The organism is Amycolatopsis sp. NPDC051106 (assembly GCF_040682775.1).
Taxonomy (GTDB): domain Bacteria; phylum Actinomycetota; class Actinomycetes; order Mycobacteriales; family Pseudonocardiaceae; genus Amycolatopsis.
In genome coordinates this window covers 1-13944 of the sequence record NZ_JBFBBQ010000043.1, presented here as the reverse complement: position 1 = coordinate 13944, position 13944 = coordinate 1, and the positions used below count along the sequence as shown (strand labels likewise).

Genomic DNA, 13944 nt, shown 5'->3' with positions numbered 1-13944 from the left:
ACGTATGGATGCCGAGTCCGCGCTGGAGCTGCGCCACCTGCGGCACCTCGTCGCGGTCGTGGACACCGGGAGCTTCACCGACGCCGCAATCGAGCTCGGCGTGTCCCAGGCGACGGTGTCGCGGACGCTGCTCGCGCTGGAGCGGATCCTCGGCGTCCGGCTGCTGCACCGCACCAGCCGGACCGTCGAACCGACCACGGCCGGCGTCACGGTCCTGGCCCGCGCCCGGGGCCTGCTGGCCGACGCGGAAACCCTGGTCCACGAGGTCACGACCGGGCACACCCGGCTCCGGCTCGGGCACGCGTGGTCGGCGGTGGGCCGCCACACCGCCGAGTTCCAGCGGCGCTGGCAGGACCGGTACGCGGGCGTCGAGCTGCAGCTGGTGCGGACCAACACGGCGACCGGCGGCCTGGCCGAGGGGCGCTGCGACCTGGCCGTCGTCCGCACCGCCGTCGACACGCGCCGGTACTCCCACGTGCTCGTCGGCCGCGAACGCCGGGTCGTCGCGCTCGCGTCCGACGACCCGTGGGCGCGGCGCCGCGTGATCCGGCTGACCGAGCTGAGCGGCCGCACGCTCGTCGTCGACCGGCGCACCGGCACCACGACCCCGGACCTGTGGCCCGAGGACGCCCGGCCGGCGGTGGAGTACACCCACGACATCGACGACTGGCTGGCGGCGATCGCGACCGGCCGCTGCGTCGGCGTCACGCCCGAGGCGACCGCGGCGCAGTACCGGCGTGACGGCATCCGCTACCGGCCACTGCGCGACGCGGACCCCGTGCCGGTCCGCCTGATCTGGCGCCACCGCGACGCTCACCCGGCAACGCACCTGGCCGCTGCCCTGCTGACGGAGCTCTACCGCTCCTGACTCCGCGCCGGAGCCAGCAGGACGCCGAGCGCGACCAGCTCCGTCAGCGCCATCCCGCGTTCGACGAGGCCGAGCGGGATGAGCGTCCACCAGCGGCCGTCCTCCACCGCGGCCACCACCACGGCCCCGAGGATCACCGCGAACCAGCCCAGCGACGCGATCGCCAGCACGCGGGCGAGCCACCGGCGCCCGGGAGAGCCCGGGAACGCCGCCCGTGCCGCGACCAGCACGGCCAGCGGGAGCGCGACGAACGCCACCACGCTCGCGATCCGGTGCAGCGTGCCGCCGAAGTCCGCGCGGGAGACGGTGGCCCAGTCCGGCTTGGGGAAGGCCACGATGACCAGCAACCCGACCGTCCACAGTGTCCCCAGGATGGCCGCGGGCACGGGCAGCCGCCGCTGGCTGTGCAGGACGGCGAGCCCGGCCGCCGAGCCCAGCGCCACCAGGATCACCGCCAGGTCGAACACCCACTTGTGGTCCGACAACCCGTATTCGCTGATCGTGCGGCGGGTCGCGCTGATCTGGTCCGTGGGCGGGATGACCTGGAGCAGCAGCACCAGCGCGGCGCCGATCACGAGGGCGGCGAGACCGCTCAGCGAGACCGCGAGCGACGTCCGTCGCGCAGGGATCGTGACCATGAACCGACAGTAGCCGACGGGCGGTTGAACTCCCGGTGAAATGTCCTTTTGGGCGAACCTTCGTGTGAAAACCGGGTCAAGGCTGTACGACTTACGGCGGTTACCGTAGCCGGTTTTCGTCCATTACGGTCACTCGCTACCGGTACGTCCGTGCTGTGCCGGTCTCGTCGAGGAGGTCCTTTGCCTGTGGGGAATTCACCAAGAAGACTGGTGCTGGCGGCTTCGGTCGTGGCGCTGGCGGCGGCGTTCGTCACGTTACCGGCCGGTACCGCCGGCGCGGCCCAGAACATCGTGCGTGCCGACAAGTCGGTACCGCGCTCGTGCTTCGCGAAAGTGCTGCCCAAAGGCACCGCGGGCACCGATCGACGCGAGCTGACGTCCACTGTGGACGGACTGGTCCAGGCTCGGCTGAAGCCGGCCTCGGGCGCCGAAGGCGACTGGGACGTCGCCGTGTTCGACAAGGCGACGGGCGCGGTGGTCGCCGCCTCCACGGCGTTGCGCACCCACGAACTCGCCGAAAGCTTCGTGAAGAAGGGCCAGCAGCTCGTCGTCCAGGGCTGCCGCTACGGCGGCTCGGCCGACCGGGCCCAGCTCGGCGTCGACTTCCTGGCGCTGACCCCGCAGGGCACGCCGACGACCGCGCAGAAGGCGCAGCTGGTCCGGGTCGAGACGCCGACGCGCGCCGACAAGAACAAGCTGACGGCTTCCGGCCTCGACGTCACGGAGAAGGGTGACGCGACCGGGATCGAGGTCGTCCTCGCCGACGACGCCGACCGCCAGCTGCTCAAGAACAGCGGCTTCAAGTCGAAGGTGATCGAAGCCGACCTCTCGGCCAAGTCGGTCCAGGACGCGAAGACCGACCGCCAGTACGCCGCGAAGACCGCCGCTTCGGTGCTGCCGTCCGGGCGCACGAGCTACCGGCACCTCTACGACTACAACTACGAGCTCAAGGAACTGGCCCGCAAGAACCCCGGCCTCGTCTCGGCGTTCACCATGCCCGAGTCGACCTGGGAAGGCCGTGACGTCGTCGGCGTCGAGATCGCCACCGACGTCAAGAACGTCACCGACGGCAAGCCGGTGAACTTCACCATGGGCGTGCACCACGCCCGGGAGTGGCCGGCCGCCGAGCACGTCATCGAATGGGCGTACGAGCTGGTCAACGGGTACTCTCGCGACGCCGGGATCCGCAGCCTGGTCGGCAAGACCCGCAACATCGTCGTGCCGATCATCAACCCGGACGGCTTCGAGATTTCCCGCGAGGCCGAGCCGAAGGGCGACTTCACGCGGTTCGACTATGAAATGAAGCGCAAGAACTGCAACGTCAACGACTCGCCGCCGCAGTACGCCACCGGCGTCTGCAAGGCCAACCCCGGCGGCCGCGTCCGCGGCACCGACCCGAACCGCAACTACGGCGGCTTCTGGGGCGGCGCCGGCGCCGAGCTCGCCTGGAGCGGCGACACCTTCCGCGGGTCCGCGCCGTTCAGCGAGCCCGAGGTGCGCAACGTGCGCTCGATCGTGTCCTCGCGCCAGGTGACCAACCTGATGACGATGCACACGGTGGCCGCGCTGGTGCTGCGCCCGCCGGGCGTGGCCGACGTCCGGCCGCCGCTGGAGGAGCCGGCCTACAAGGCCCTCGGCGACAAGATGGCGTCGCGCAACGGCTACACCAGCCAGCCGAGCTGGGCGCTGTACGACACCACCGGCAGCACCGAGGACTGGTCGTACTGGGCCACCGGCGGCTGGGGCTTCACCATCGAGGTCGGCGGCAACGGCTTCCACGGTCCCTACGCCGACAGCGTCGTCGCGGAGTACGCGGGCCTCGCACCGTCGACCGGGGCCGGCAAGGGCGGCAACCGGCAGGCTTTCCTGGACCAGCTGGGCAGCGCGGCCGACCCGCAGCAGCACTCGACGCTGATCGGTTCGGCGCCGAAGGGCTACCAGCTCAAGCTGCACAAGACGTTCCAGACGCCGACGTCGCCGGTGATCCAGCCCGACGGCTCCACCAAGCCGCCGATCTACATCACCGACGACCTGAACTCGAAGTTCACCACGACCGGCGGCCGGTTCGCCTGGTCGGTCAACCCGTCGACCCGGCCGTACGTGGCCGGCCGCTACGGGCGCGACCCGCAGGGCCCGGCGCAGCAGGGTATCGCGGTGACCAACCCGGCCGGGGTGCCGCCGATCAACGAGAACTACCCGGCCGACCCGGCGGGTGACTCGTTCACCTTCCACGTCAACGGCCTGCCGCAGGTCGACAACGGGAAGTTCAGCGTCAACATCAACTGGGCCAACACCGCGACCGACTGGGACCTGTTCATCTACGACGCGGCGGGCAACCTGGTCAGCTCGTCGGCGAACGGCGGCACGACGTCCGAGCACGCCGTGCTGTTCGACCCGCCGGCCGGCGACTACCGCGCCGTGGTGGTCAACTACGACCAGGCCGACCCGGCCACGGTCGACGACTGGAGCGGTGACGTGTCGTTCGCGTCGCCGATCCCGCCGACGTACGGGCCCAAGGAGGCTTACCAGCTGACGTGCACGTCGCCCAAGGGCCAGCTGGTGGGCGTGGCGGACGTGTACGCCGACCGCGGCCAGACGGTCGACGTCGGCGAGGTCTGCACCCGCTCCGCGCACGCGCAGAAGCAGCGCGCTTCGGGTGGGGCTCGGTAGGTTCGTTTCGGTTCGTGAAGGCCTCCTCGCTCTCGGGCGGGGAGGCCTTCACGGCGTTGCGGCGAGTAAAAGGCCGAGGACCACGAGGATCGAGCCGACGACGCGGTCGAGGGCGGGTTTCGCGTGGGCGTACCAGCGCCGGGTGGCGGGGGCGGAGAACAGCAGGGCCACGGACAGGTGCCAGGCGGCCGAGGTGGCCAGGATGAGCGCGACGGCGGCGGCTTTGACGGCGGCGGGTTCGGTCGGCGGGAGCGCGGCGGTGAGCACACTGCCGAAGAACGCGGCGGCTTTCGGGTTGGTCACGTTGCTGACCACGCCTCGGCGGAAGTGGTTCCCCTTCCCGCGACCGGCGCCGGTTCGCGGTGACTCATTCGGGACTTCCGGCGCCGCGAATGAGTCATTCGCGACGCCGGAGTCGCGCGGCGGGGCTTCGGCGGGGCGGTTTCCGGGTGGCCGGGCTTTCTCGGTCCTGCGTTCCAGCGGTGCGGTCTCGTTCCTGCGGTTCGCGGTCTTCTGCGGTTCGCGGGCCCGCAGCCACAGCCGCACGCCGAGCCAGGCCAGATAGCCACCGCAGACGACGCGCAGGCCGGCGGCCAGCCACGGCGCGCGGGCGAGCACACCGCCCAACCCGAAGACGGCAACGGCGGCCAGCACCCCACCCGCGGCGACCACCCCGAGCGCGACGGCCACCGCGGCCCGCCGGGTCCCGGCCGCGGCGGTGTGCGCGATGAGCACGAAGTTCGGACCGGGGGAGACGGCCGCCGGCAGGTAGGCCAACAGCACGGTGCCCAGCGTGGCGGCGGAATTCACACGCCCCAGCCTCGCACGACCGCCGCAAGCCGGGCCGCCCGCGTACGAGCCGACTCTCCCGATACGCTAGCCGACTCTTCGGCTACGCGAGCCGACTCTCCAGGTACGTGAGCCGACCCCTCAGGTACGCGAGCCAACGTTCCGACACAAGCCGGCTGCGGCTAGCTCGTCGCCGCAGCGAGGTACACCCGATGCCCGCGAAGTGACCCACCAGCATCCCGCCGGAGCTCAGGCCGCCCGGCCGCCGCCCACTACCTGGTCGCGCATTGTCCTCAGTGCCTGGTGATCCACAGTGGACGGATCCGCCGCGAGCCACTCACCGATCTCGTGCAGGAACTCCTCGGGTGTCATCGGGGCGGCGGGCAGATCTCCCGGGTCGGCCGTCGTCAGATCGCCGCTGCGGCTCGGGTACACGATCATCGCGCCGCGCAGTGCCACGCCGGGCAGCAGGTCGCGGTACGCGGCGAGACTCTCGGCCAGCCGGCTGCCGCCGCCGCGGAAGGGGCGGCCGTTGCGCAGCAGCCTGCCGTCCTCGGCCGTCTCGTAATGGCCCGGCAGCCACAGCTTCGACTCGATCAGCACCAGCCGCTTGCCGCACAGCACCGCGTGGTCGACGTCGGCGAACACCGACCCGGGCCACGCGAGCCCGTGGAAGATCCGCGCTCCGGGCAGCCGGGTCAGGTAGGTCTCGAGCAGGTCGGCGGTGAGGCGCTCGGCGAGCTCTTCGCGTTCGGTGCCGGGCGCGCCGAACACGGTGCGGCCGCCGAACTCCTCGGCGTACGCCTCGCGGGCCTTGTTCGCCCGCAGGTAGCCGCGGGCCAGGCGCTGGACGAGCAGCGCGGTGCCGGCGGTGAGCAGCAGCCAGACGATCAGCACCGGCGTGCTGAACCCGACCCCGGTGACCAGCGGCAGCAGCACCAGCACCATCCCGCCCACCGCGGCGACCACCGGCGTGTGCCCGGGCCCGCGGCGGCGGCCGTGGCGCATCCGCGTGTCCTGCCCGGCGAAGTGCCACCAGCTCAGGTCTTCGGCGTCCAGTTCGGGCAGGTCGGGGACGAACCCGGGCTCGTCCCCGAAACGCCTGCGGGGCCGCGGCCGGACCGGGACGGGCACCACGGTCGCGCCGCCCGAGTCGTACCGCGCGCGGGCGACCGGGTCGCTCAGGACGTCGTAGGCCTCGCGGAGCAGCCGGAACGTGCCGACGGTGCCGCCGCCGTCCGGGTGCATCGTCTTCGCCAGCCGGCGGTAGGCCGTCTTGACGTCGGCCGCCGTGGCGTCCCGGCGGACGCCGAGCACCTCGTAGTAGTCGACGTCGGGCACGCGGGCGTTCACCTCCGGTTGGCTGCGCGAAGACTTTATGGGACCGGGTTTCCGGCCCCGTCACCGCCTCGGCGGCGCGTCGGGGTGATGGTCCTCCGGCGCAGGTCAGTGCGTGTCAGGAGTTTTATCGCCGACGGCGCCCGGATCGCACGGCCGGTTCGGCGGCGCGGGCGGTCCGCGTGACGGGTCCGCGGACGGGACGTTCGACGCGTTTGCCGTGCTCCGCCAGTGTCCATTGAGGACTTCACGTCACCCGGAAGTGTTGTCGAGGCGCGAAATATCGGCGACTTGGTGACGTTTCGTAGTCGTATTTCACCCGAAGAGAAGCGAACAGATGTTCGATTCCCCGGCTAGGATGGAGGCATGTCCCCGGCACTCCCCAGACGTGACGGGCCCACCGCCACCCCACCTCGGCAGCGGGCCCGTCACCCCCGTCACCGCTCGCGCAGCAGGAAGCGCTGGAGCTTCCCGCTCGCGTTGCGCGGCAAGGCGTCGAGGAACCGCACCCGGCGCGGGTACTTGTACGGCGCCGCAACGGCTTTGGCGTGCTCCTGCAGGGCGTGCACGAGGTCCGGGCCCGGGGTGGCGCCGGGGCGCGGCACGACGAAGGCGGTCACGACCGCGCCCCGATCCGGGTCGGGCGTGCCGACGACCGCGCACTCGTCGACGTCCGGGTGGCTCAGCAGCACCTCTTCGACCTCGGGAGCGGCGATGTTGTAACCGGAGGAGACGATCATGTCGTCGCTGCGCGCCACGAACCGGAAGTAGCCGCCGGGTTCGCGGACGTAGGTGTCGCCGGTGATGTTCCAGCCGTCACGGACGTAGTCGGCCTGCCGTGGGTCCTCGAGGTAGCGGCAGCCGGTGGGGCCCTGCACGGCGAGCAGCCCGGGCGTGCCGTCGGGCGCGGGTGTGCCGTCGATGTCCAGTACGGCGGCGCGGAACCCGGGCACGACGGTGCCGGTGGTGCCGGGGCGGGCGGCGTCGTCGGCCGCGGAGATGAAGACGTGCAGCATCTCCGTGCTGCCGATGCCGTCGATGAGCGGGCGGCCGACGAGGTCGCGGTACTGCTCGGCCACGGCGGCGGGCAGGGCTTCGCCGGCGGAGACGGCGCGCCGCACGCCCTTGAGGAGCGGGCCGTCGCCGGCGCCGAGGATTGCGCGGTAGGCGGTCGGCGCCGTGAACAGCACGGTCACCGACCGCTCGGCGACGATCGAGGCCAGCTCCCGGGGCGTGGCGCGTTCCAGGAGGAGCACGGACGCGCCGGCGTGCAGCGGGAAGACGAGGAGGCCGCCGAGGCCGAAGGTGAACGCGAGGGGAGGGGTGCCGCAGAAGACGTCGTCCGCGGTGGGGCGGAGGACGTGCCGGGAGAAGGTGTCGGCGATCGCCAGCAGGTCGCGGTGGAAGTGCATCGTCGCCTTGGGCGTCCCGGTGGTGCCGGAGGTGAAGGCGAGCAGCGCGACGTCGTCGGCGGCGGTCGGCACGTCGTCGAAGGTCGCCGGGTGCCGCGCGCAGCGTCCGGCGAGGTCGGTGCCGTAGGAGACGACGGGCAGCCCGGGCGGCAGCTCGTCGAGCAGGCGCTCGTCACACAGGGCGACGGCCGGCCGCGCGCGGTCGACGATCTTGCCGAGCTCGTGGCGGCGCAGCATCGGCATCGTGGTGACGGCGACGGCGCCGGCCTTGAGGACGCCCAGCCAGCAGGCCGCCAGCCACGGCGTGTTGGTGCCGCGCAGCAGGACGCGGTTCCCGGGGGCGATCCCGAGTTCGGTGGTCAGGACGTGCGCGATGCGGTTGGCGCGCGCGAGCACCTCGCCGTAGGTCCAGGTCTCGTCGAGGGAGCGCAGGCACGGCCGGTCGGCACCGAAGCGCTCGACGGCGCCGTCGAGCAGCGCGGTGGCGGCGTTGAGCCGGTCGGGGTAGGTGAGCTCGGGGAGGTCGAAGACGAGCCGCGGCCACTGGTCCCCGGGCGGCAGCCGGTCCCGGCAGAACGAGTCGGTGTGAGCGCTGGGAGTAAGCCTCATCGCAGCTCCTCGGATCGGCCTGGACCACAGGAAACGTAGCACTCGTTGCGACCGTCGAGAAGACGCTATGTTGCACCGATGACGGCGGCGACGAGAAAGCGATATCTGTCCGTGGACCGGGGACCGCGCAGAGTGACGGCCACGGCAGCGGTACGGGCCGCCCGAAATCGCGAGGCCGTCCACCACGTTTCGCCCGGCGCCACCGTGGTAGCCATCGATCATGGTGAGCGTCGGGTACTTCCTTTCCTCCGAAGAGTTCTCTCCCCGCGAGCTGGTCCGCCAGGCCCGGCTCGCGGAGGACGCCGGGTTCGAGCGGCTGTGGATCTCCGATCACTTCCACCCCTGGCTCGACGAACAAGGCAACAGCCCCTTCGTCTGGTCGGTGATCGGCGCGCTCAGCGAGGTCACCTCACTGCCGATCTCCACCGCCGTGACCTGCCCGATCATCCGGATGCACCCCGCCGTCGTCGCGCAGGCCGCCGCCACCGCCGCCGTGCAGTGCGAAGGCCGGTTCGTGCTCGGGGTGGGCACCGGGGAGGCGCTCAACGAGCACGTCACCGGCGCGCAGTGGCCGCCGCCCGCGGTGCGGCTCGAGATGCTCGAAGAAGCCATCGACGTCATCCGGCAGCTGCACACCGGGAAAGAGGTCAACCACCGCGGCCGCCACTACACCGTCGACCACGCGCGGCTCTACACCGTGCCCGACGAGCCGGTGCCCATCTACGTGTCCGCCTTCGGCCCGGCGGCCGCGGACCTCGCCGCCCGCGCCGGCGACGGCTTCTGCACCGTCATGCCCGATGCCGAGCTCGTCCGGAAGTACCGGGACGCCGGCGGTGGCGGCAAGCCGGTGCAGGGCGGCCTGAAGGTCTGCTGGGCAGAGTCCGAAGAGGACGGTGTCCGCACCGCGCACCAGCGCTGGCGCAACGAACTGCTGCCCGGCAAGCTGCCCTCGATCCTGCCGACCCCGGCCGACTACGCCGCCGCGGCGAGCCTGGTCACCGAGGACATGGTCCGCGGGCAGTTCCCGTGCGGGCCGGACGCCGACCGGCACGTCGAAGCCGTCCGCGAGTTCGCCGACGCCGGGTTCGACGAGGTCTACGTCCAGCAGATCGGTCCGGACCAGGAGAAGTTCTTCGAAGCCTGGCGCACGCAGGTGCTTCCCCGGCTCTGACCGTCCTCACCCGTCCGTGGACAGGGCGGGCGGCGCGACCGTGGCGTCCGGCTGGTTCGCGCGGCGCAGTGCGTCGGCGACGAACCCGTTCGCCTTCAGCTCTTCGACCAGTTCGCGCAGGAACGCGACCGTCGCGGGCCGGCGCGCCGGCGTGGTGCCGACCGCCTGCTGGATCTGCATGAACCGCTCCGGAAGCACGCGCGTGCCGGGATGGCCGGCCACATAAGCGGTCATCGGCTGCCGGATCCCGGCGGCCACCTCGAGCCCCTGCTCCTCGAACGCGACGACCCCGTCCGGGCCGCGCACGACCGTCGCGTGCGCGAGGGTCCGCGTCAGGAACAGGTCGTAGGCCGAGCCCTGCTTCACACCGACCCGGACGCCCGGCCGGTCGACGTCCGCGGGCGAGCCGAACGGCGAATCCTCGGGAACCACGTACACGCCTTCGATGACGACGTAAGGCGCGGTGAAGGCCACCGAAGCCGCGCGCGCCGGCTCGATCGCCAGGAAGCAGAGGTCGGCCGCGTCCGAGGTCAGCGCCTCGAACGACTTCCGGGCCGCGTCGAAGCAGACGAACTCCACCGGCACGTCCAGCCGTGCGGCCACTTCGCGCGCGAGGTCGACCGTGACCCCGCCGGGCGCGTCGGGCGTCCCGTGGGCCAGCACGGGGTTGCCGAGGTTGACGGCGGCACGCAGCACACCGGTGGGCGCGAGGTCGTCAGCAAGATCTCCCATGACCCGCGAGGGTAACGGCGTGAGCGGCGCCCGGCGCCCGGATGTCGCTCACGCCACCGGCGGTTCCTCCGCCGTCGTCAGCTCGAAGACCGTCTCCTGCTGGTAGACCTCGCCCGGCCGGAGCACCGTGCTCGGGAAGTCCGGCCGGTTCGGCGAGTCCGGGAAGTGCTGGGCCTCCAGCGCGAAGCCCGCGCCGGGGCTCGCGAGGTAGTTGCCCGAATAGAACTGCAGACCCGGCTCGGTCGTCCACATCGTCAGCAGCCGGCCGGACGTCGGCTCCCACGCGCGGGCGGCGAACGGCGCGCCGTCGTCGAGGACCCAGTTGTGGTCGTAGCCGCGGCCGATCGCCAGCTGGGGGTGGGGGTCGCCGAGGCGGGCGCCGATCTTCGCCGCGTCGCGGAAGTCGAACGGCGTGCCCTCGACCGGCGCCGGGTCGCCCACCGGGATCAGGTCCTCGTCGGTCGGGCAGTAGGCGCTGCCGGCGATCGACAACGCGTGGTCGTACACGGTTCCGCCGCCGGCCAGGTTCCAGTACGTGTGGTTGGTCAGGTTGACGACCGTCGGCGCGTCCGTGGTCGCGCGGTAGGTGATGTGCAGCCGCTCATCGAGGCGGTACGTCACCTCCACCGCGAGCCGGCCGGGGTAACCCTGGTCGCCGTCCGGGCTGACCAGCGTGAGCCGGACACCGTCGGGGACCGGGGTCGCCGACCACACCCGCGTGTCGAACCCGGCCGGACCGCCGTGCAGGCTGTTCTTCCCGTCGTTCACCGGCACGCGGTGCAGGACGCCGTCGAGGCTGAACGCGCCGCCGGCGATGCGGTTGGCGAACCGGCCGATCACGGCGCCGAGGAAGACCCGCGAGGCGCCGGGCCGGTTGTTCGCGACGTAACCGTCGAGGTCGGGGTAACCGAGGACGACGTCGGCGTGCCGCCCGGAAAGGTCCGGGGCGTCCACCGACTGGAGGACGCCGCCGTAGTCGAGCACGCGGACGGTGAGCCCGCCGGGCCGCGCGAGCGTGTACCGGTGGACGTCGGTACCGCCGAGGCGCCCGAACAGCTCCCGGGTGAGTTCGGTGTGCGTCATCGACCAGCCCCTCCGCCCATGCTGTTAGCGCTAACAGGATGGGGGAGACGGCGCCGCGGGGTCAAGGGTCAGTGCTCGCCCGGCGGCGACGTGTCCAGCAGCTGGTGCGCCCGCAGGGCCATCTGGATCTCCAGCCGCCGCGCCGGATCCGCCAGCCGGTCGCCGAAGAGGTCGCTCAGCTGGCTCACGCGGTAGCGGACCGTCTGCGGGTGCACGCCCAGCGCCTGCGCGATGTCCGGCGTGTTCCCGTTGTGCTCCAGCCAGCTCAGCAACGTCTCCGCGAGCCGGACCTGCTGCTTCACCGTCAGGCTCGCGAACGGCGCCAGCGCCTTCGCCGAGAGCTGGTCGAGCAGGAACCGGTCCAGCAGCAGCCAGTGCGTCGCCAGGTGGTCGTCCGTGTGCGTCACCGCGTGGTCGCCCACCAGCCCGCGGCGGACCAGTCCGAGCGTGCGGCGCGCCCACAGTGCCGACGTCGCGGCGTCGGCCGGCCGGACCCGGGGACCGACGGCCGCGCGCCAGCCCGGCAGCCGGCCTTCGAGACCGCGCAGGTCGCGGTCCGGGTTCGGGGTCAGCAGGCAGGGCTCGGCGCCTTCGAGGTCGAGCAGGACGTCGCCGGGAACCTGCGGAGCCGGCGTCAGGTGCTGTTCGCTGCGCGGGTCGAGCGCGACGACCGTGACCCACTCCGGCATGGTCCACTTCGCGGCCTCGGCCATCGTCGCGATCGTCGCGGGCGACGACGGCGGGCCGGCCAGGAGGAGCTCGAGCAGCCGGCGGCGACGGCGTTCGAGTGTGCCGGTCGCCATCGCCTGCGCCAGCGTGTACCCCTCGACCGAATACGCCGAAATCTCTTCCACGTAGGCGAAGATCGCCTCCGCGCCGACGCACAGCACGGCCGCCGGGAAGCGGTGGGCCTGGCCCAGCTCGGCGAAGTACCGCCACGCCGCGCGCCCGCCCGCGCGGTAGGCGGCCTGCAGCGAGTTCAGGCTGTCCCCGTCGTGGTGGACCCGCTTTCCGACCTCGCGGAACAACTTCGGCCAATTGTCCACACTGGACGGGAGTGCGTCGATGCTGTCGATGCAGCTGACCACGGCCCGCTCGATCGCCAGCACGATCATCTTCCCGAACTCGCCTTCGAGGGGCTTGGCGTATTCGGGCACGGCCCGCTGGATCTCTTCGAGGATCCGCCGGGCCAAGGGATCGGCGTGCGGCCGGAACCGCCGCGCGAGCTCGGCCGGCAGCGAACACCACAGCTGGTGCGCCCGGCCGGTGCCACGGGGGCGCGGGACGGTGATCGTCCGGGTCATGGCCACCCCTCTTCCGCATCGTCGCGAAGGGCCATGTACGCACACGGAAACGAGATTGGCAACCGCCCGGACCGGGTTCTGTCACACGGGGACCAACGGCCGCGCGCGATTTTGTCACGCGGCCGACAAGCGGCGGAACACTCACGGCCGCAAGGGTTTTCGGACCGCGATTTGTGCGCCCGGACCGTATCTTCGCGGTCCTTTCCGTGGTTAGCGTGAGCACCATGACGGGCGTCGTTGCGTGGTGCTTCCGCTACTCCGGCGTGGTCGTCGCGGTGTGGCTGACGCTCCTGGTCGGGCTTGTCGCCGCCGTGCTGCACGCCGGCGCGGACTTCCGCGACACGGTCGACCTGCCGGCCGCGGACAGCACCGCCGCGGCCCGGCTGCTGCACAGCACCGGCAGCGAAGAACGCGTCGTCGTCCGTGCGCCGGACGGCCCGGTCGACACCGGCACCGGCCGGGCCCAGCTCGACGCGTTCGCCGCCCGGCTGGCGGCGCTCCCGCACGTCGTGGCCGCCGGGCCGCCCGGCCAGGTGTCGGACGACCACCGGACGGCGATCCTGCCGGTCCGGTTCGACGCGCCGGCCGCCGACCTCGGCCAGGACACGGCGGACGCCTTCGCGGCCGTCGTCCGGGCCGCCGGCGACCTCACTGCCGGGGCTTCGGGGGAGCTCGCCGCGATGACGGCCACCGCGCCGGACCTGGGCAACGCCGGGATCGGCCTGCTCGCCGCGGCCCTCGTGCTGCTGGTGACGTTCCGCTCGGTGGCGTGCGTCGTGCTGCCGGTGCTCACCGCGTCGGTCTCGGTGGGCTGTGCGCTCGCCGTCGTCTCGCTGCTGTCGCACGTCATGACCGTCCCGAAGATCAGCACCGAGATTGCCGCGTTGCTGGGCCTCGGCGTCGGCGTCGACTACGCGTTGTTCGTGCTCACGCGGTACCGGCAGGGCCGCCGGGAAGGTGCGGAACCCGCGGCGGCGCTGGCCGTCGCGGCGGCGACGTCGGGCCGCAGCGTGGTGTTCGCCGGGATCACCGTGTGCGTCTCGCTGGCCGGCATGCTGACCGTCGGACTGCCGTTCCTCGACGGGATCGCCGCCGCCGCCGCGGTTTCCGTGCTGCTCACCGCGTCTGCGGCGCTGACCCTGCTGCCCGCGCTGCTGCGGCCGGTGGCCCGGCGGATGCGGATCCCGGCGGAGGGGAGCGGCGGCGGCTGGGCCCGTCCGGCGCGGTGGGTGACCGGGCGGCCGGGCCCGTGCACGCTCGCCGCGCTGCTGGTCGTGGCCGTGCTCGCGCTGCCGATGACCGGGCTGCGGCTCGGCGTCCCGGACGCCGC

General features: G+C 72.4%; 11 protein-coding genes. 4 read left to right on the top strand and 7 right to left on the bottom strand.

The window, feature by feature from the left end:
- Positions 1–4: 4 nt before the first annotated feature.
- Positions 5–868: a LysR family transcriptional regulator gene (locus tag AB0M83_RS28295; protein ID WP_364521425.1), complete on the top strand. Its 864-nt coding sequence runs from the start codon at positions 5–7 to the stop codon at positions 866–868.
- On the opposite strand, the gene AB0M83_RS28290 is transcribed toward AB0M83_RS28295, so the two are convergent.
- The gene (locus AB0M83_RS28290) at positions 856–1506 is read right to left on the bottom strand and encodes a DUF998 domain-containing protein (protein WP_364521424.1); all 651 of its coding nucleotides are present in this window, start codon (positions 1504–1506) and stop codon (positions 856–858) included. The two genes, AB0M83_RS28295 and AB0M83_RS28290, sit on opposite strands and share 13 nt — an antisense overlap.
- A 210-nt stretch (positions 1507–1716) precedes the next feature.
- On the opposite strand from AB0M83_RS28290, the gene AB0M83_RS28285 reads away from it, so the two are divergent.
- Positions 1717–4176, top strand: a complete 2460-nt coding sequence (locus AB0M83_RS28285; RefSeq protein ID WP_364521423.1) for a M14 family zinc carboxypeptidase — start codon at positions 1717–1719, stop codon at positions 4174–4176.
- A 48-nt stretch (positions 4177–4224) separates the two neighbouring features.
- On the opposite strand, the gene AB0M83_RS28280 is transcribed toward AB0M83_RS28285, so the two are convergent.
- From AB0M83_RS28280 to AB0M83_RS28270, 3 genes are all read right to left on the bottom strand, one after another.
- Positions 4225–4986: a LysE family transporter gene (locus tag AB0M83_RS28280; RefSeq protein ID WP_364521422.1), complete on the bottom strand. Its 762-nt coding sequence runs from the start codon at positions 4984–4986 to the stop codon at positions 4225–4227.
- A gap of 228 nt (positions 4987–5214) precedes the next feature.
- A complete protein-coding gene (locus AB0M83_RS28275) occupies positions 5215–6306 on the bottom strand; it encodes a DnaJ domain-containing protein (RefSeq protein ID WP_364521421.1) in 1092 nt (363 codons plus the stop codon).
- Positions 6307–6740: 434 nt separating this feature from the next.
- Entirely contained in the window at positions 6741–8324 is a 1584-nt protein-coding gene (locus AB0M83_RS28270; RefSeq protein WP_364521420.1) for an AMP-binding protein, read from the bottom strand.
- A 220-nt stretch (positions 8325–8544) separates the two neighbouring features.
- Between AB0M83_RS28270 and AB0M83_RS28265 the strand changes: the two genes are divergently transcribed.
- Positions 8545–9495, top strand: coding sequence for a TIGR03557 family F420-dependent LLM class oxidoreductase (locus AB0M83_RS28265; protein WP_364521419.1), 951 nt, complete (start codon positions 8545–8547; stop codon positions 9493–9495).
- A gap of 6 nt (positions 9496–9501) precedes the next feature.
- Here the strand turns inward: AB0M83_RS28265 and AB0M83_RS28260 are convergent, their stop codons facing one another.
- The 3 genes from AB0M83_RS28260 to AB0M83_RS28250 form a co-directional block, all read right to left on the bottom strand.
- The gene (locus tag AB0M83_RS28260) at positions 9502–10227 is read right to left on the bottom strand and encodes a transporter substrate-binding domain-containing protein (protein ID WP_364521418.1); all 726 of its coding nucleotides are present in this window, start codon (positions 10225–10227) and stop codon (positions 9502–9504) included.
- A gap of 48 nt (positions 10228–10275) precedes the next feature.
- A complete protein-coding gene (locus tag AB0M83_RS28255) occupies positions 10276–11310 on the bottom strand; it encodes an aldose epimerase family protein (protein ID WP_364521417.1) in 1035 nt (344 codons plus the stop codon).
- A 68-nt stretch (positions 11311–11378) separates the two neighbouring features.
- Positions 11379–12614, bottom strand: a complete 1236-nt coding sequence (locus AB0M83_RS28250) for a helix-turn-helix domain-containing protein (RefSeq protein WP_364521416.1) — start codon at positions 12612–12614, stop codon at positions 11379–11381.
- Positions 12615–12838: 224 nt separating this feature from the next.
- On the opposite strand from AB0M83_RS28250, the gene AB0M83_RS28245 reads away from it, so the two are divergent.
- On the top strand, positions 12839–13944 hold a 1106-nt coding region (locus AB0M83_RS28245; protein WP_364521415.1), incomplete at its 3' end, for an MMPL family transporter.